Below are 17,801 nucleotides of genomic sequence, written 5' to 3'. Positions count from 1 at the left end.
CATCATGTATTGAGGGGGTAGAGCTTCCCGGCTGAAGCCGTTCCTACTAAAAGCGAGTCATGCATCGGGCCCGGCTGCCTCCCGTAGGACCGGCTTCAGCCGGGAAGCTTTGGCTATTCAAACTGGCCAAACAGTTGTTGCAGCTCACGGTTCTTCGCCAGCCTCTGGTCGAGGCGATCGCCATAGCGCTCGGCTACCGCCGACACCATCAAATTAAACAGGCACGTCAGCGGCGCCAGGGAATCCCAGAATTGCCCCACGTCGGCGTCGAGCTGGAGCAGGTCGCTCGGGAAATCCCGCGCCCACGGGCAGTGAAAATCGGTGATGAAGGCCAGTCCGACGGTCTGCTGGTGGGCGACTTCGCAGAAGGTCCGCGTAACAGCGGAATAGGTGCGGAAGTCGGCGATCACGGCGTAGGGATTTTCGAATTGCGAGTTCAGCGATTCGGCATAGGTGCCGGACAAACCGTCGACGTAATACACCTTGGGCCGGATGTACTCCAGGTGACTGAAAAACGCGTTGAGGATGCCGCGGGTGGTCTGAATGCCGACGATAAACACCGCGTCGGCGCTGTGCAGCCGTTCAACGATCCGGGCGAAGGTTTCGCCACGGGCCAGGGCATAGACCCGCTGGATCGCTTCCAGCTCACGGTTCATCGAACGTTCCAGTGCATCACCCTGGGTGTTTTCTTCACGAAACGCGCCGAGCCGATCAGTGATCACCCAAGGACTGGCGGTGTCGCCGCGCAGGCTCTGTTTGACGTCGTCAATGTTGCGGTAGCCCAGGGAGCGCAGGAACCGCCCCACCGAAATACCGGTGGTGCCGGTCTGCTGGGCGATGCTGTCAGCGGTCTCGAACGGCAGCTTCTGCGGGTTGGCCAACAGGTAGCCGGCGATGCGCTTGCCCGTCGGCGTCAAATCGCTAAACCGTTGTTCCAGTGCATCGAGGAAGGGACGCTTTTCCATGAGAATTCCGATGATGGAGCCGGGTTGCACGGACCGGGATAATGTTATCCGGCGGTCATTTTGCAACAGGATGTTAGCAACTTAACATCCTGTCTCACGGCCTTACAACGATTTTTTCAAGAGATTTCAGGCAGGGGATTTTGGTGATTCAGGGTGGTGCGGACGAGAGAGGAAATGCCCTTTTTGTGGGCGATATTCACTGATACAGGATGACCTTACGGGAGCGCAATGGTCTGCGGAATGACCACTTCAAGGGAACCATCTGCAGACTTGAGCCCCAAACTTGACCACCGGCTCCGACGGAAACCGCGCAGGGCGAATATCTAGCCGATCCACGGAGACCGTCGTAAGCACCAGCGTGTTTTTACCGTCCTCCTCTGGACGACTTTTCATCTTTGAATATCAGACTATCAGCCAGATGTACTCCGGTTGCTACCTATGGCTTTCGTATCCACCTTAAGAAAGCCGCTGCCGTGAAACCCCGTATGCGGTAATCCGCCCGACGTTATTTTGACAAGATAGCTCGCCGATAAAAACTCAGGTCGGTCGTCATAGCTTGGGATCCTCGACAGGAAGAAGCTACTGCCCGCCCCTTTTCTTTCACTCCGTTTCCTCTCAACACTTTGTTCCCCTTGATCGATATTCTTTCTAGGTAGATCCCCTTGACCGACCACGTAAAATCGTTGACCGGCATCCGGATTTGGGTCGATGAATACTCCCAAAGGGACTGGACCGCTAAAAACGAAGTAGGGGTCCAGTTCTCCACCCGCCCGAGAGGCTGGAGGGTTTTAACTGCCTGCTTCCCCGAAAAACCTGAAGAGCAAAACTTCGGTGGGAAGCGTGTTCGGATCCTGAGCAACCGCGAGTATATCCGTGCCTCTTTGAATCCCCAGCTTGCGGAACCCATTAAGATTGTCATAAGTTCTGGAGCCGTTAATACCAAACTCGCTGTCCAGAGTCCCATCAGGCATTATCCGCGTCATGCGTGCATGCTGCTCCGATACCGCATCCTGTCCAGCCACGATGATTCGTTCTTGGTTATCCAACTCCATGAACACAAACGCATCTGAAATGCCGCCCATCTCACTCAACAAAAGTGCTTCACCACCATTGAAACTTGCGTCCTCCTTCCCGTTCTTGTCCAGCTTCATGACAGCAAATTCCATGCGTCCCTGCGATTGTAGGTAATCCACAGCAAGCAAGAGGATAGCTTCGCCGTCATCCAGGACCGTGACTTGTTTAATATAAACATTGGCCCCTTCGATCTTGATGATCTGCTCACCGCTATTGCCGAAGCCGGAATCGAGTTTACCGTCCGAGGTATATCGAGCCAGGACCCCCTCTGTAGCATTGGAAACCTGCCCCCTGCCAGCAAGCGTGATGCTCCTATTACTATCGATTCCATAGTCTAACCATTGCAGCCCGCGTTCTGGACTTCCCGCAGGTATCGTCAAGACGCCGTTTGTCCCAAACGAGGTCACGGGGTCGCCGTTCTCACCAATTTTTACCAGGTGGTAGGATTCAACCTGGGTGTTGGAGTTGAAAAGACGGCAACAGAAAAGTATGTCTCCACTTGACTGTACAGTCCGCCGGATAGAGCCGAATCCATGGGAAACAGCTTGAATGTGTGGCGCCCGCGAGTCGTCAGGGTGAGATAAATCAACGCCGCAGCTGGCCGCGTCTTTAGACAAGTCGACCTCGTAAATCATCCGCCCTTTATTCCCGAAATCCTCATCAATTGCGGCAGGGGTGCCTGAAGTCTCAATACGGACTGCGGCAGGGTAAAAATATCTACCGGATTCGGTAGTAACGTCTGTGATGCCAACACAGGTAATTTTGCCGTCGTTATTAAAAATCAACCCCTGAACATCCATAACGGCTCTTAGACTGTCATCGACGAATGGAAGGGCCAAGTTCCCAAAAGCAGGATCAACAGCGCCAGTCGGCAGCCGGCCAACTATCACACTTGGGTTACTGCCACTCGTCCCGTAAGTGATGACATAGATCCTTTGATCAGTATCCGTGGTTGGATCAGTGATAAACGGATCACGAACATATCTGACATAGCCACTGCCGCCGAATTGTAGATCCTGATCCCCAGCAACATGCGCGGCGTTGGCAGGAGAGGTCCTTCCGTTGCGACTGTCATTACCCATGACGTTTCATCCTTTGAATGTGTTTGCGGTTTCCAGAGCCTAGCGCCTGGTCCGATCACGTTCAAATAGGATGAAACCCACCTGATTTATTGCGAATTAGAAAATCCCTTTAAATACATTAGCTTGGAAATTAATAGTATGATTCGCAATTGAGCTTACTTCCAAAAAATCTATAGACTTATAAATAACCGAAATAAGAATCACCGTACTATTCCCTTTTATCCTGCAACGTACCACTGCTCGCAACAAGCACGCCGGCTGATCTACAGGCGCTGTGCATTGCACACAGCGCCCACTCGACCCGCATACGCCTGCCGAACTGGCGCTTGTTTATCATGCGCCGGAAAAATAATACAAGGATCTGTAGACCAATCTAATCAGAGTTATTTAACACCCAACCAACTGTCAGCCAATTATGTATTGCTATGCGTCACATGCCCTATGAAGTGCGTGCAGAGTCCCAGCAAGTTTGAAATAGCTTAAAGCCTCCCCTACAGACAACATACCCTATCTGAGCAGGACCGGCTTTACCCGGGAGGAGGCCTGTGTGAACACCCTGACTTTTGCGGTGTATCCACTGACGCCTTCCCAGCTGAAGCCGGCCCTACATGAGATCAGCGCAGGTTGTTCTTCGCCAATTCCAGCACTATGTCCGCCTTGCCGGTCATGAAGGCCTTGAGCGTGAACAGACTGAAGCTTTGATACATCAGTGCCCTGGCACGCTTTCGCCAAGGTAACGAACGACGTAAAAATTCCCGTCGCCTTGTTTCCGGTAGAATTTCGCGAGCAGGTCGGGCCCCCTGTGAATGGCCGTATTGTTCAAAGCCAAGAGATCTGGATACCCGGCTGTGCCATTCGAGCCGAAGCTGATATCCGGAATACCGTCGGGTGTGAATCTTTTAAGTTCGCAGCCGTTTTCCTGCGAATAGTAGGCGAGGAGATAGCGCCCCTTGTCATCGATATGCATTTCCGGCCAGCGTCCGCTGGTGGCAAACACCGTATCAAGAATCCGCGGCTCTCCATTATTAAATGAAGTGTCCGGCGCTCCATTTTCCAAACGCTTCATCAAGGCCAAGGCAGTGATGTTTTGCCTGGACACGGCCACAAGCATCGTCACGCTACCGTCTGCCATGACGTGAACCCGAACCAGATAAGGAGGCTCCTCTCCACCTTGGATCTTCTGTATTCCCCCGGATCCGTAGTTTGAGTCAAGGACGCCCTCTGTCGTGTACTTGGCTATCACCCCATAAGCTTGAGCGCCTGCAGCGCTCTCGCCAATCAGCAAGAGATTACCGCCCCCGTCCACACCATAGTCGTTCCAGATAGGGCCATCGGCGTCCGAGCCAATCAGAAGAAGACCGTCATGGCCAAACTGATCATCGGGCAACCCATTCTGCTTAGTCTTTACCAAATAACACGACCGCATTTGAGTGTCATAGTCGAGGATCTGAGACACGAACAAAATGTCTTTGTTCTCTTGTTGTTGACTCCGCCGAATCGAAGTGAAAGGAAAAGGAGGAACCTCAGGGGCGTTCTTGGACGGCTGACCGGTGGGGTAAACGACTCGCCCTCTATCCCCGAAGTCAACATCCAGGGCACCGGACGACGTCAGCCGGATTGCTGCGGGGTAATGATAATTAAGCTCTCGCACTTCCAGCTTCGTATCACCGACACACATCACTGCGCCGCGCTGATCGAAAATCAGTCCCTGGATACGTATATCCCCGCCCACAAGACCCGGCTGATCCGTCAACCCCGGCAGAATCAACGTTTCTCCATTATTAAAGTCGGGATCGGGTTTCCCGTTGGCTAAGTGGCGGGAGATGGAACTTGGAAAAGGTGCAGGCGTGCGGTGCTCTCCGTTGGTGATCAGGTAGAACTTCTGATCTGTTCCTGCCTCAAGTTCGGTAAATACGCGCGCGCTTCGACCCAGTACTTGTCCGTCGATACCGAAAACAGGGTCCTGATCCCCAGCCATTGATTCCACGTTGGAACCCTTAATACCGTTGCGTTTGTTTTTGTCCATGATCACTCATCCTTGCTGAACTAAACTCCGGATTGCTCAGTATAGGCAAGCGAAGGCTGTGCCAAAAAAATAAGCAAGATTCGCCGAATGTCGAGGCGCGCTCATAATTCCCTTACTAACAAAGCGTTGCGTGCGGATAGAACTATTTGGAACTGATCTGATTTCGAATAAATATAAAAAGCGAAATGCGGGTTATATGAAACCGGCACCCGATAGTGTTTGAGTGTTAAGCGATTGCTCTACCCGCATTGTCCCGGGTTGAAAAACAGGCGCTGTGCATTGCACACAGCGCCCACTCGACCCGCAGGTGCTTAACGCAAATTGGTCTTCGCCAACTCCAGCACCATGTCCGCTTTACCGTTCATTACAGCCTTGAGCATGAACAGGCTAAAGCCTTTCGCCTGGGCCAGCTTGATCTTTGGCGGCATGCCCAGTTCCTGTTTAGCGGTCACGACATCCACCACCACAGGCCCCGGGTGCTCGAAGGCTTTCTTCAGCGCGGCCGGCAAGTCCGCCGAGTCTTCCACGCGAATCCCCAGAATCCCCGCGCCGATCGCGATGTTGGCAAAATTGGTGCTGTCGAAATCGGTGTCATGGGGCACATAGCCGCCCGCCTGCATTTCCATCGCCACGAAGCCCAGCGAGCTGTTGTTAAACACCACCAGCTTGATCGGCAAATTCAGTTGGCGGATCGACAGCAGGTCGCCCATCAGCATCGACAAGCCGCCGTCGCCACACAGCGCCACCACTTGCCGCTGCGGGAATGCCGATTTCGCACCCAATGCCTGGGGCATCGCGTTGGCCATGGAGCCGTGGTTGAAGGAACCCAGCAGAGAGCGCTTGCCGTTCATGGTCAGGTAGCGCGCGGCCCACAGGGTCGGTGTGCCGACGTCGACGGTGAAAATCGCGTCCGGGTCGGCGTAGGCGTCAACCAGGCGCGTCAGGTATTGCGGGTGAATCGGCTCGCCGTGGCCCGACGGCGTAGCCAGTTCGTCGAGTTCCTCGCGGGACTTGGCGTAGTGATCCAGTGCCTTGTCGAGGAACTTGCGGTCCGCGTGGGCCTTGAGGCGGGGCAACACGGCATCGAGGGTTTCACCGATATCCCCCGCCAGGCCGAGGGCGACCGGCACGCGACGGCCAATGGCGGTCGGGTCGATGTCGATCTGAATGACCTTGGCTTTTTCCGGGTAGAAATTGCGGTACGGCAAGCTGCTGCCGAGGATCACCAGCGTGTCGCAGGCCATCATGGCGTGGTAGCCGGAGCTGAAGCCGATCAAGCCGGTCATGCCCACGTCGAAGGGGTTGGCGTATTCAATGTACTGCTTGCCGCGCAGGGCGTGAACCACTGGCGCGGAGAGTTTCTCGGCCAGCGCAACCACCTGATCGTGGGCCTCGGCACAGCCGGCACCGGCGAGAATGGTCACGGCTTTGGACGTGTCCAGCATGTCCACCAGGCGTTGCAGATCAGCTTCTGCCGGGATGATCCGCGCAGGCGCGTGATCGACCCACACGGGTTTGATGTCCGGGGCCGCGCTCAGGGCGACGTCGCCGGAGATGACAATCACCGCCACGCCGCGCTGGCTGATGGCCGCGCGCATGGCCCGCTCCAGCACCCGAGGGAACTGCTCGGGGGTGCTGACGGTTTCAACGAAGTGGCTGCACTCTTTGAACAGGTCGGTGGGGTGGGTTTCCTGGAAGTAATTCAGGCCGATCTCGGAGGACGGAATCTGCGCCGCAATGGCGAGGACCGGCACACCGCTGCGGTGGCAGTCATACAGGCCGTTGATCAAGTGCAGGTTGCCCGGGCCGCAACTGCCCGCGCACACCGCCAGCTTGCCGGTGGAGGCTGCTTCCGCCCCTGCCGCGAAGGCCGCGACTTCTTCGTGACGGGTGTGCATCCACTTGATCTTGCCCAGGCGCTGGAGGCTGTCGGTCAGGCCGTTCAGGCTGTCGCCGCTGACGCCCCAGATCTTCGAGACGCCGGCTGCGGCGAGGGTTTGGGCGAGGTAGTCGGCGATGGTTCTGCTGGACATGGGGCAAGTTCCTTGTCGAGTCGAATGAGCGCGCGAGGCCGGAACAGACCTCACGCGTGGTCTCAAATCGACCTGTCACGCCGGGCACAGTTCAGTGCATCTTGGGGAAACGCCCCCGCGCGCAAGCGCCGGATCTCACACCGGCGGCTGGCCCGCCGCTTTGCTCGGCGCGGCGATCTGCACTTTCGGATTGACCGGCGTGGCACTTGGCGTGGCGTATTGCTGCTTCAGGTGGCCGTCCGGGTCCAGCAGCCAGGCATCCAGAATTTCCCGCACCACGGGACCGGCCACACGACCGCCCGCCTCGCCGTTCTCGATCATCACCGCCACGACAATCTTCGGATTGGCGGCCGGCGCAAAACCGACGAACAACGCGTTGTCCCGGTGCCGCTCCAGGGTCTTGTTGCGGTTGTAGCGTTCGCCCTGCTTGATCGCCACCACTTGCGCGGTACCGCTTTTGCCGGCGATGCGGTATTGCGCACCTTGCGCCGCCGCACGGGCAATGCCGCGCGGGTCGTGCATGACCGCTTGCATGCCATTGTTGACCTGATCCCACTCGTGGGGATCACGCAGGACGATGTTCGGCATGGGGTGCTCGTCCACCGGCGGCGAACCGCCGATTTCCCTGGCCAGGTGCGGACGGTGCCACACGCCTTTGCTGGCGATCAGCGTGGTCGCCTGGGCCAGCTGCAGCGGCGTCACCTGCATGTAGCCCTGGCCGATGCCGAGGATCACGGTTTCGCCCGGGAACCAGGCCTGACGCCGGGTGATGCGCTTCCATTCTTTGGAGGGCATGAGGCCCGCCGACTCTTCGAACATGTCGAGGGAGACCTTCTGGCCGATGCCGAACATGGTCAGGTAATCGTGCATGCGGTCGATGCCCAGCTTGTGCGCCAGGTCGTAAAAATAGGTGTCGTTGGAGCGCATGATTGCCGCGTTCAAATCCACCCAGCCATCGCCGCTGTGGTTCCAGTTGCGGTATTTGTGATCGAAGTCCGGCAGCTGGAAGTAACCCGGATCGAAGACCCGGGTCGATGGCGTGATGACCCCGCTGTCCAGGCCGGCGATCGCTACTTCCGGTTTGATCGTCGAACCCGGGGCGTACAGGCCTCGCAGCACGCGGTTGAACAGCGGCCGGTCGACCGAATCCCGCAGCGCCGAATACTCCTTGAAGCTGATCCCGGTGACGAACAGGTTCGGGTCGAAACTCGGCTTGCTGACCATCGCCAGCACTTCGCCGGTGGCCGGATCAATCGCCACCACCGAGCCGCGACGATCCCCCAGCGCGTGTTCCGCCGCCTCCTGCAGCTTGATGTCCAGGCTCAGGGTGATGTTTTTGCCGGCCACTGGATCGGTGTGCTTGAGCACGCGCAACACCCGACCCTGGGCGTTGGTTTCCACTTCTTCGTAGCCGACATGGCCGTGCAGCTCGCTTTCGTAGAAGCGCTCGACGCCGGTCTTGCCGATGGACTGGGTGCCCCGGTACTCGACCTGATCGAGCTGGGTCGCCTCTTTCTCGTTGATCCGCCCGACGTAGCCGATGGAATGCGCGAAATGCTCCGCCAGCGGGTAGTGGCGAACGAACTGCGCCTCGACGTCCAGCCCCGGCAGGCGGAACTGATTGACGGCCAACAGGGCGATCTGCTCTTCGGTCAGCTCATACAACAGCGTCACCGGCACAAAGCGGTGGGGCGAGTTTTTCATCGCCTTGTCGAAGATGATCCGGTCTTCGTCGGGCAGGTTGAGGATTTGCATCAGTTCGTCGATCACCGCATGCCAGTCGCCTGCGCGCTCGCGGGTCATGGTCAGGTTGAAGCTGGGGCGGTTGTCGGCGAGGATCACGCCGTTACGGTCGAAGATCAGTCCGCGTTCCGGCGGAATCGGCAGCACGTGGACGCGGTTGTTTTCGGAGATGGTCGAGTGGTAGGCGAATTCGGTGACTTGCAGGAAGTACATGCGGCATACCAGCGCGACGCTGAGCATGGCCACGAAAACGGCGCAGGCGATCAAGCGTTTGTTGACCAGCCGGGTTTCCTTCTCGTGGTCTTTTAAAGGTATTGGATCGGGCATTTCTGCAGCTACTCGGTGAATATATAAACGGCACAGTCAGCAACCCGCAGGGACAGGCGGGATGCAAATGGCGTGCACGATATCAAGAAGTGGCCCTGGCAAAGGACTTGGCTTGATGAAGATTCTGTCAGGTTGGTGCCGACGTCAGCCCTGAACGGCTGTACCCGTGGGCTGCTTCGGCGGGAGGACACGCCCCCCTGATCTGACCCATTGTTACCCGATTGCAGATCGACTGTTACGCAATCGGTAAGAGTCATTTACCGATTTCACCAGCCGCAACACGGCGTAACACATCTATCATGGCAGCTGGCGTGAAAAGATGCGGATCAGTTACGGCATTTCCCCGCTTAGCGTGCGCCATTCGCGCGCAGGCGTGCCAGAGACCCAATGTCACACCCCGCCAAGAGCCACTTGCCGTGCACATCGTATGCGCGGCAATACCCGTGATAAAGAACGCAGAACACAGCCCCGGCACGGACCATTCCCCAATGGCCTGTGGGGGCGTGGTTTTGCAGGAGCCCTGAATGACAGAACAATCCAAAGGCCTCACCCGCCGCCAGTTGCTGAAAGGTTCAGCCACGACGCTGGCCGTCGGTGCAGCTGCCACGGCCCAGGCCGCCACCGTCGTCGGTGTGCCGCAGTGGGTGCCCTTCGACCACAACGGACCGATGCACTACGACACCCCCGGCTGGCAATTCTTCACCGACGCCGAAGCCCTCGCGGTGGAAGCCATTGTCGCCCGACTGATCCCCGCCGATGACCTCAGCGTCAGCGGCAAGGACGCCGGTTGCGCGGTGTTCATCGACCGCCAACTGGCCGGCGAGTACGGCACCTTCAGCCGTCTGTACATGCAGGGCCCCTTCGTTCAGGGCACGCCGATGCAAGGTGACCAGTCGGAACTGGTGCCGCGCCAGCGCTACCGTCTCGGCCTCGCCGGCCTGGAAGGCTACTGCCAGAAGCAGTTTCAGAAAAGCTTCAGCGCGCTGACGGCCGAACAGCAGGACAAGGTCCTGACCGGTCTGGACAAGGCCGAGATCACGCTGGACGGCATCGACGCCAAATTGTTCTTCCAGCAGGTGCTGGGCAACACCATGGAAGGCTTCTTCGCCGACCCGGTCTACGGCGGCAACCGCGACATGGTGTCGTGGAAAATGATCGGCTTCCCCGGTGCCCGCTACGACTACCGCGAGTACATCGGCCTGCACAACCAGAAGCTCAATCTGGTGCCGCTCTCCATCATCGGCAGTTCCGCCTGGACCAAGAAGGGTTAATTCGACATGGCCAAAAAACTACCTTCCACGGACGTCGTGGTAGTCGGGCTCGGCTGGGCCGGATCCATCATCGCCAATGAACTGGCCGATGAAAACCTGAAGATCATCGGCTTCGAACGCGGCCCATGGCGCGATACCGCGGCGGACTTCAACGTTGCCTCGGCGGCGGATGAACTGCGCTACAACCGCCGCCAGGACCTGATGGTGAGGACCCGGCAAAACACCACGACCATTCGTAACAGCGTGACCGAGACAGCGCTACCCATGCGCAGCTGGGGCTCGTTTCACCCGGGCAACGGCACCGGCGGCGCCGGCAATCACTGGGCCGGCATCAGCTTTCGTTTCCAGCCCCACGAATTCCGGCTGCACAGCCACCTGAGCGAGCGGTACGGGAAAGAGCTGTCGCCCGAACTGACCCTGCAGGATTGGGGCACTGACTGGGACGAAATGGAGCCGTTCTACGCCAAGTTCGATCGTCTGGCGGGCATCTCGGGCAAGGCTGGCAACATCAAAGGCGTGATCCAGGAAGGCGGCAACACCTTCGAAGGGCCGCGCTCCGAGGAATACCCGAACCCGCCGACGGCACAGACCTACGCGCCGACGCTGTTCGCCGAAGCCGCGAGAAACCTCGGCTACAAGCCCTTTCCAGTGCCGTCCGCCTTGCAATCACGGCCCTATGTGAACTCCCTCGGCGTGGCGATGGGTGCCTGCACCTTCTGCGGTTTCTGCACCAACTACGGCTGCGCCAACTACTCCAAGGCCAGCGCCATCACTACCGTGCTGCCGGTCCTGGTGCGCAAGCCGAACTTCACCGCGATGACCAACTGTGAAGTGCTGCGCGTGACCATGGACAGCAGCGGCAAACGCGCCACCGGCATCGTCTACATGGATGCCAACGGCGAAGAGTGGGAGCAGCCTGCCGAACTGGTGGTGATCAGCGCCTTCATCTTCGAAAACGTGCGCCTGATGCTGCTCTCCGGCGTCGGCCAGCCCTACGACCCGGTGACCAACACCGGCACCACGGGCCGCAACTACGCTTACCAGACCGCCAACAGCGTGCGCATGTTCTTCGATGACAAGAACTTCAACCCGTTTATCGGTGGCGGCGCCATCGGCATGGGCATCGACGAATTCAACAACGACAACTTCGACCACTCGGGTCTGGGCTTCGTCGGCGGCGGCAGCACACGCGTTACCCCGATCGGCGCCGCGCCCATCGACTCGCGCCCTCTCCCGCCCGGCACCCCGGCCTGGGGTTCGGAATGGAAGAAAGCCACGGTGAAGAACTACGCCGCGACCATGTCCATCGGCTGTGAAGCGAGCAGCTACGCAACGCGAACCAACTACCTGTCGCTGGACCCGACCTACAAAGATCCGCTGGGTCGCCCGCTGCTGCGCATCACCTTCGACTTCCCGGAGAATGATCGCAAGATGGCCGCGTACGTCACCGGCAAGGTCGGCGAGATCGCCAAGAGCATGAACCCGCGGCAGATGGTGCCCAGCTCCCAGCAAGGGCACTGGAACAGCGCGCCGTATCAGTCGTCGCACATCGTTGGCGGTTTCATCATGGGCGCCGATCCGAAGAACAGCTCGGTGAACAAACACCTGCAAGTGTGGGGCGTGCCGAACCTTTTCGTGGTCGGCTCCTCCGCTTTCCCGCAGAACCCGGGCTACAACCCGACCGGCACCGTCGCGGCGCTGGCTTTCAAAGCGGCGGATGCCATCCGCACCCGCTACCTCAAGCGTCCAGGGGAGATGATCAGCGTATGAAAACTTTTCTGACGGTCTGCGCAGGCGTTATCGGCCTGTCTGTTTCCCTGGCCCATGCCGCAACCGGCGCCGATTCCTACAACATCGTGGAAAAGGGCCGCTACCTGACCACTCTGGGCGACTGCACGGCGTGCCACACCATCCCGGGCAAGCCGCTGTTTTCCGGTGGCGTGATCCTTGATACGCCGTTTGGCAAGCTGGCCGGCGCCAACATCACCCCGGACCCGGCCACCGGCATCGGCCGCTGGAGTTTCGAGGATTTCCAGAACGCCATGTCCAAGGGCCACGGGCTGGACGGCAAGCGCTTGTACGGCGCCATGCCGTTCACCGCGTACACCAAGGTGCTGCGTGAGGACAACCTGGCGATCTTCGCGTACCTGAAGACGGTGGATCCGGTGGAGAACAAAGTGGAAACCAACCAGTTGCCCTTCCCCTTCAACGTGCGCACCAGCCTGATCGGCTGGAACCTGATCAACTTCAAGGAAGGCGAATTCAAGGCCGATCCGCAGAAATCCGAGCAGTGGAACCGCGGCGCGTATCTGGTGGAAGGCCTTGGGCACTGCGGCACGTGCCATACGCCAAAGAACCTGATTGGCGGTGACAAGAACGATCAGTTCCTCACCGGCGCCAATCTGCAGAACTGGGTCGCGCCGAACATTACGTCCACTGGCCACGATGGCATTGGTGCGTGGAGCGAGGCGGACATCGTCAAGTACCTGAAGACCGGTGCGAACCGTTTCGACATTGCGTCCGGGCCGATGGCCGAGGAAGTCGAGCATTCTTCGCAACACTGGAAGGATGAGGATTTGCTGGCGGTGGCGGTGTATTTGAAGGACGGCGCCAAGCCGGTCGAGGCCGCCACGCCGGTTTCGGCAAGCGATGCGGCGATGGTGGCGGGCAAGGCGATTTATGCGGATCGCTGTTCGGCGTGTCATACGCCGACGGGTGAAGGCGCGGCCAATCTGTTCCCGAAACTGGCGATGGCGCCGTTGGTGAACAGCGACGATCCGTCGTCGTTGATTCGTGTGGTGCTGGCGGGCAGTCGTGCGGGCGCGACCGATGCTGCGCCGACGGCTCCGGCGATGCCGGCGTTTGGCTGGAATCTGTCGGATGAGAATGTCGCGGATGTGCTGACGTATGTGCGTAATACGTGGGGCAACGCGGCGCCGGCGGTGTCCGGTTCGGATGTGAAGGATGTGCGTGAGGGGTTGAGGGCGAAGTAGGTTTTTCGTTTGCCTTACGTTGGAGATCAAGATCAAGGGCGTCTGCCTAGGGGCAGACGTTTCGCCTTCGGCGAGTTACTTGGAAAAGCACCCCAAGTAACCAAGGGTGCTTGCTCTCGGTTGGGCCCGACTTCGTCGGGTTCCTTCACTCCGGTCTCGCTCCGTGGGCCCGCCGCCATCCGCCATCCATGGCGGGGGGCGGCTCTCGCCGCATCCATGCGGCTCGGCCCACTCCACGAGACCTCCGTTCAGCCTGCACCCAAGTCGCGATAGGTGTCGTCTGGACTTTTTGGGTACGAAGATCAAAAGCAGATCAAGTGCAGCTCCGCTGCTTCCCGGCTGAACCCAATTCCACGGTCGAGGTTGCTGCCATTCTCACTGAATGCACGCGCTGCTTTTGTAGGACTGGCTTTAGCCGGGAAGAGGCCGGTTTGGGCGCCATCACTCTTGCGGCTCAACGCTTAGATCGTTCCCCCGCTCCGCGTGGGAATGCAGCCCTTGACGCTCCGCGTCCATTCCCGGCTAAAGCTGGTCCCACTGACTGCATACGTTGCTTTTAGTGGGACCGGCTTTTGATGATCGTTCCCCCGCTCCGCGTGGGCATGCATCCCATGACGCTCTGCGTCCATTCCCGGCTAAAGCCGACCCCACTGGCTGCACGCGTTGCTTTTAGTGGGACCGGCTTTAGCCGGGAATGGGCAGGTCGGGGCACCGATATTTTTTGGCGACGAGCTGAATACACCTCCCATCATTAACTTGTACGATGTCTTATCACGAGGTATTACTAGATCCCCGTAAAAAAATAATAGAACGGAGATCGCTACATGGACTCATCCCTGTCCGCCTTGCCCGAACACGCTGAAACCGCTGAACGCTCAAGCGGCAACACCCGCCGCAGCTTCCTGAAAAAGTCCCTCGCCGTGTCCGCCACGTTTGCTGCCGTCGGCACCGCCGCACTTCCTCGCCTCGCGTCGGCTGCGGAACCCCTGAGCCAGCGTTACCCGGACCCGCTCATTCACATTCTCGACGACAGCTTTCTCGATCTGCGCGTGTTCAACGCCAGCGTGGAGAAACTCGCCACCGGCATGCGTTGGGCCGAAGGCCCGGTCTGGGTCGGCGATGGTCGCTATCTGCTGGTCAGCGACATCCCCAACAACCGCATCATGCGCTGGGATGAAATTACCGACACCTTCACGGTGTACCGCGAGCATTCCAACTTCTCCAACGGCATGTGCCGCGATCGCCAGGGCCGTCTCATCGTCTGCGAAGGTTCCACCACCACCAGCGAAGGTCGGCGCATCACCCGCACCGAATACAACGGCGCGATCACTGTGCTGGCTGACAGCTTCGACGGCAAACCTTTCAACTCCCCCAACGACATCGCCTGCAAAAGCGACGGCTCGATCTGGTTCAGCGACCCGCCCTTCCAGACCAGCAACAACTACGAAGGCCACAAAATCACCCCGACCCAGCCCCACGCCGTCTACCGCATCGACGGTGAGAGCAAGAAAGTCACACGAGTGATCGACGACCTCGCCGGTCCCAACGGCCTGTGCTTCTCCCCTGACGAAAAGACCCTGTACGTCGTCGAAGGCCGCGCCAAACCCAACCGCCTGATTTGGGCCATCGCGATCAAAGACGACGGCACACTGGGCGAACGCCGCAAACACATCGAAGGCCTGGACTACGCCGCCATCGACGGTATCAAGTGCGACGAAGCGGGAAACCTGTGGTGCGGCTGGGGTGGGAATGGCGACCCGAAGGCCGACCTGGAAAAACTCGACGGCGTGCGGGTATTCAATCCTCAGGGCAAGGCTATTGGGCACATCTCGTTGCCTGAGCGCTGCCCCAATCTTTGCTTCGGCGGACGTGAAGGGAATCGGTTGTTTATGGCGAGCAGTCACTCGATTTATTCGCTGTTTGTGAATACGCGTGGGACTGGGTTTGCGGTGTAGAGGTATTCACGTGTTGTGACGACGGCCAAGCGGCCGTCGACATCTGCGTTCCGAATGCTGCAGAGCGAGGTTGAAGGGGGCTAACCCCTTTAATCCTTTTATTTAAGTCAGTTCGTATTTACTGACACGAAACTCAAAAGGTTTTTCATTGTAACTTTCAATGTAGTCGATAGTGATTTCCGCACTAAGGTCAATGCTTATCAGTCTGACTTCATCGCTTTGATATTTATTAAATTCGAATTCCATATTTAAAATAAGACCACGAACGGTATATGCACCGCAATATCGCCAATCCTCGTCAATCCTCGTCAATCAGCAGATAATAATCGTCACCAACTGCTTTTGATAAGAAATGCTTCAGACATTCATCCAGAACGGAAAATTCAGCACTTTCCAAAGGTATTTCTTCATTTTTTACCAACTTATTAATTATATTATCTGTCTCAGTCAAGCTCAGAAAATGTCTTTCTTCTGTGTCGATACCGAGAAAATATTTAAGCTTTTTTTATAGCTTTCACGCAGACTGTTGCCATGAGCCTTCCTGTACAGCAATTCTCTTTTATAAGGATCAATATTCATTGGCAGCATCCTTCAACATAGAAAGCTTTCCCTTTTTCATTTGGACACTGAGCCCGACCTTATGGCTCATCTTCGGACTTCCAAGTTATCAACTTTCACCTGCCCATCTTGCAAGTGCGGTTTTTCTGAGAGTTAAAGTGAGAACTCTAGGGGTCCGTGCCCTTCAACTCCTCTGTACTGCTGGAGGATGCCTAAGACGAAAGGCCTCGTGTATTGGAACTTCATCATCTTGCGCCCCACCTTCTAAGCATCTGTATTGTTTGGTGCCAATTGCAGCCCTCAGCAACTCGTATAAATTCGGGGAACGAAAGCCTACTTCGAGCCAGAGTGAGTTAGCGTCCTCTAGCGTCAGTCTCACATCATAAGCTGCTTCACTTTTCACACTCAGTTCTTTTAAGTAAATACATTCGCCAGTCGCACCAATATATGCTGTACTGGTTTTCACCGAGTCAAGGACATGGCGAGCTGAAAGCGAGTCCTCGAATACTAATCTGAATTCATAGCTCATAATCCGTGTGGTCTCCCCCGGACAATAAGTAAATCTTTAGGGTTCCGAATACCAATATGGTACTAGTTCAAGGGGTCCGTCTCCCTCAACTAAATGGGGGCGCCCCTCTCACTTTAGACATAGTCATCGGTTGATAAAGATTTCAATGTCGTCAAGAGCATCCTGAGCTCTACCAGACAAGGCCCTGTGCTTTAGCTTTTCAAGTAGGACCGCCATGACTAAAGATTTTTCGATTACTTTGTGCATGCGGGCAACATGACCTATGCATGTCAGTGCCAGTCCTCTGACGCCCTCGTCGCGATGATTCTTTATTGCTTCTATGCACTTAAGCTGAATCCATTGCGGATCATCAATGTTAAAACACAAATACATAAGTGCATCCGTAGTTACCGCCGCATCGTCCGACCGCAACATAACATCGAGGTCCTCTTGGCTATATGGGGAGGTGGTAGCGCTCATTATTTGATCTTCCCTTTGCCTGTTACCATGCCAGCTTTTCTGAATGCCGATTGTTGTCCGCTGTGCAAATCGCACCAGCAACGTACGTGCCCATGAAAATCTTCGTCTCCATTTGGGTAAGTTTCGATCCTATCCAGTACGACGAACTCCTTATTCTCTACATCCACCCCGACTCGTTTCTGGGATGTTTCTGTAACTTGTACTGAGTTATTCAGCGCTACTTGGCCGTTAGTTGGCGCACGCCTTTTAACTCCTTGCACAAGGTCTCGTAAATCAGTCGTAGTTAAAGGGGTCCGTCCTCTTTAGCCCTTCACTCGAACCCGCTGGAATCGGATCGGATTGGTCAAGCCGACTTCTTTGGCGAATTCAGAGAGTTAGAGGGATCCCCCCCCTTCAACTCTTAAACTTCTTTGGGGTCTAAATCTCCTGACCTGGGATATGAAGATTTCTAAGCTGGAATGCCTCGCTTAGCGCCACTTCTTCGTTAATTTCTCCATCACTCAGGCACTTGTATGGCTCGTTGTCGAGTGCAGTGCGCACCAGATAATATAACGCCAACGATTTGAAATTAACCTCAAGCCACAGTGAATTTTGGTCATCATAGCTCAAGCGTGCATCGTAATTTGCCTCGGTCGTGGAGACGCAATCTTTCAAGTAAACAAACTCTTGATCTGCTCGGACGCAATACTCACTCACCCTCAGAGCGCTCATGAGGCAGCGGGCGGTAAGAACATTAGGAAAAACCAATCTATATTCGTGACTCATGAGCCGTGCGGCCTCCCTCGA

The 17,801-nt window shown here is 57.0% G+C and carries 13 protein-coding genes; 5 read left to right on the top strand and 8 right to left on the bottom strand.

What is annotated here, in order from left to right:
* Nucleotides 1-113: 113 nt before the first annotated feature.
* Together SLW74_RS21525 and SLW74_RS21520 are read right to left on the bottom strand one after the other, a co-directional pair.
* Complete coding sequence (locus SLW74_RS21525) at nt 114-965, bottom strand: MurR/RpiR family transcriptional regulator (protein WP_065991631.1); 852 nt, start codon at nt 963-965, stop codon at nt 114-116.
* 788 nt (nt 966-1,753) lie between these two features.
* The gene (locus SLW74_RS21520) at nt 1,754-3,121 is read right to left on the bottom strand and encodes a hypothetical protein (RefSeq protein ID WP_410930041.1); all 1,368 of its coding nucleotides are present in this window, start codon (nt 3,119-3,121) and stop codon (nt 1,754-1,756) included.
* A 279-nt stretch (nt 3,122-3,400) separates the two neighbouring features.
* On the opposite strand from SLW74_RS21520, the gene SLW74_RS21515 reads away from it, so the two are divergent.
* Nucleotides 3,401-3,604, top strand: a complete 204-nt coding sequence (locus SLW74_RS21515; RefSeq protein WP_410930040.1) for a 2Fe-2S iron-sulfur cluster-binding protein — start codon at nt 3,401-3,403, stop codon at nt 3,602-3,604.
* Between the two features lie 223 nt (nt 3,605-3,827).
* Here the strand turns inward: SLW74_RS21515 and SLW74_RS21510 are convergent, their stop codons facing one another.
* The 3 genes from SLW74_RS21510 to mrdA all read right to left on the bottom strand — a co-directional run bounded on the left by SLW74_RS21510 (nt 3,828) and on the right by mrdA (nt 9,250).
* Nucleotides 3,828-5,147: a hypothetical protein gene (locus tag SLW74_RS21510; RefSeq protein WP_410930039.1), complete on the bottom strand. Its 1,320-nt coding sequence runs from the start codon at nt 5,145-5,147 to the stop codon at nt 3,828-3,830.
* Nucleotides 5,148-5,458: 311 nt separating this feature from the next.
* A complete protein-coding gene (gene poxB, locus SLW74_RS21505; RefSeq protein WP_410930038.1) occupies nt 5,459-7,180 on the bottom strand; it encodes a ubiquinone-dependent pyruvate dehydrogenase in 1,722 nt (573 codons plus the stop codon).
* A gap of 135 nt (nt 7,181-7,315) precedes the next feature.
* The gene (gene mrdA / locus SLW74_RS21500; protein WP_192131468.1) at nt 7,316-9,250 is read right to left on the bottom strand and encodes a penicillin-binding protein 2; all 1,935 of its coding nucleotides are present in this window, start codon (nt 9,248-9,250) and stop codon (nt 7,316-7,318) included.
* A gap of 524 nt (nt 9,251-9,774) precedes the next feature.
* Between mrdA and SLW74_RS21495 the strand changes: the two genes are divergently transcribed.
* From SLW74_RS21495 to SLW74_RS21480, 4 genes are all read left to right on the top strand, one after another.
* On the top strand, nt 9,775-10,521 hold the full coding sequence (locus SLW74_RS21495) for a gluconate 2-dehydrogenase subunit 3 family protein (RefSeq protein ID WP_192131466.1): 747 nt from the start codon (nt 9,775-9,777) through the stop codon (nt 10,519-10,521).
* A 6-nt stretch (nt 10,522-10,527) separates the two neighbouring features.
* The gene (locus tag SLW74_RS21490) at nt 10,528-12,291 is read left to right on the top strand and encodes a GMC family oxidoreductase (protein ID WP_065991625.1); all 1,764 of its coding nucleotides are present in this window, start codon (nt 10,528-10,530) and stop codon (nt 12,289-12,291) included.
* The gene (locus SLW74_RS21485) at nt 12,288-13,514 is read left to right on the top strand and encodes a c-type cytochrome (RefSeq protein WP_410930037.1); all 1,227 of its coding nucleotides are present in this window, start codon (nt 12,288-12,290) and stop codon (nt 13,512-13,514) included. Before SLW74_RS21490 ends, SLW74_RS21485 begins: the two co-directional genes overlap by 4 nt.
* An 824-nt stretch (nt 13,515-14,338) precedes the next feature.
* On the top strand, nt 14,339-15,469 hold the full coding sequence (locus SLW74_RS21480) for an SMP-30/gluconolactonase/LRE family protein (RefSeq protein ID WP_410930036.1): 1,131 nt from the start codon (nt 14,339-14,341) through the stop codon (nt 15,467-15,469).
* A 298-nt stretch (nt 15,470-15,767) separates the two neighbouring features.
* Here the strand turns inward: SLW74_RS21480 and SLW74_RS21475 are convergent, their stop codons facing one another.
* The 3 genes from SLW74_RS21475 to SLW74_RS21465 form a co-directional block, all read right to left on the bottom strand.
* The gene (locus SLW74_RS21475) at nt 15,768-15,920 is read right to left on the bottom strand and encodes a hypothetical protein (RefSeq protein ID WP_410930035.1); all 153 of its coding nucleotides are present in this window, start codon (nt 15,918-15,920) and stop codon (nt 15,768-15,770) included.
* Between the two features lie 759 nt (nt 15,921-16,679).
* On the bottom strand, nt 16,680-17,015 hold the full coding sequence (locus SLW74_RS21470) for a hypothetical protein (protein WP_410930034.1): 336 nt from the start codon (nt 17,013-17,015) through the stop codon (nt 16,680-16,682).
* Between the two features lie 417 nt (nt 17,016-17,432).
* The gene (locus SLW74_RS21465; RefSeq protein WP_410930033.1) at nt 17,433-17,780 is read right to left on the bottom strand and encodes a hypothetical protein; all 348 of its coding nucleotides are present in this window, start codon (nt 17,778-17,780) and stop codon (nt 17,433-17,435) included.
* Nucleotides 17,781-17,801: the final 21 nt, after the last annotated feature.

The organism is Pseudomonas sp. W5-36 (genome assembly GCF_046540455.1).
Lineage (GTDB): Bacteria > Pseudomonadota > Gammaproteobacteria > Pseudomonadales > Pseudomonadaceae > Aquipseudomonas > Aquipseudomonas graminis_B.
The sequence above is the reverse complement of the archived record's forward strand: the minus strand, read 5'-3'. Positions and strand labels throughout refer to the sequence as shown.

Bases quoted from the DNA above. Each gene is read 5' to 3' on its own strand.
- SLW74_RS21525 (WP_065991631.1), bottom strand. From the start codon at position 965: ATGGAAAAGCGTCCCTTCCTCGATGCACTGGAACAACGGTTTAGCGAT.
- SLW74_RS21520 (WP_410930041.1), bottom strand. From the start codon at position 3,121: ATGGGTAATGACAGTCGCAACGGAAGGACCTCTCCTGCCAACGCCGCG.
- SLW74_RS21510 (WP_410930039.1), bottom strand. From the start codon at position 5,147: ATGGACAAAAACAAACGCAACGGTATTAAGGGTTCCAACGTGGAATCA.
- poxB (WP_410930038.1), bottom strand. From the start codon at position 7,180: ATGTCCAGCAGAACCATCGCCGACTACCTCGCCCAAACCCTCGCCGCA.
- mrdA (WP_192131468.1), bottom strand. From the start codon at position 9,250: ATGCCCGATCCAATACCTTTAAAAGACCACGAGAAGGAAACCCGGCTG.
- SLW74_RS21495 (WP_192131466.1), top strand. From the start codon at position 9,775: ATGACAGAACAATCCAAAGGCCTCACCCGCCGCCAGTTGCTGAAAGGT.
- SLW74_RS21490 (WP_065991625.1), top strand. From the start codon at position 10,528: ATGGCCAAAAAACTACCTTCCACGGACGTCGTGGTAGTCGGGCTCGGC.
- SLW74_RS21485 (WP_410930037.1), top strand. From the start codon at position 12,288: ATGAAAACTTTTCTGACGGTCTGCGCAGGCGTTATCGGCCTGTCTGTT.
- SLW74_RS21480 (WP_410930036.1), top strand. From the start codon at position 14,339: ATGGACTCATCCCTGTCCGCCTTGCCCGAACACGCTGAAACCGCTGAA.
- SLW74_RS21470 (WP_410930034.1), bottom strand. From the start codon at position 17,015: ATGAGCGCTACCACCTCCCCATATAGCCAAGAGGACCTCGATGTTATG.
- SLW74_RS21465 (WP_410930033.1), bottom strand. From the start codon at position 17,780: ATGAGTCACGAATATAGATTGGTTTTTCCTAATGTTCTTACCGCCCGC.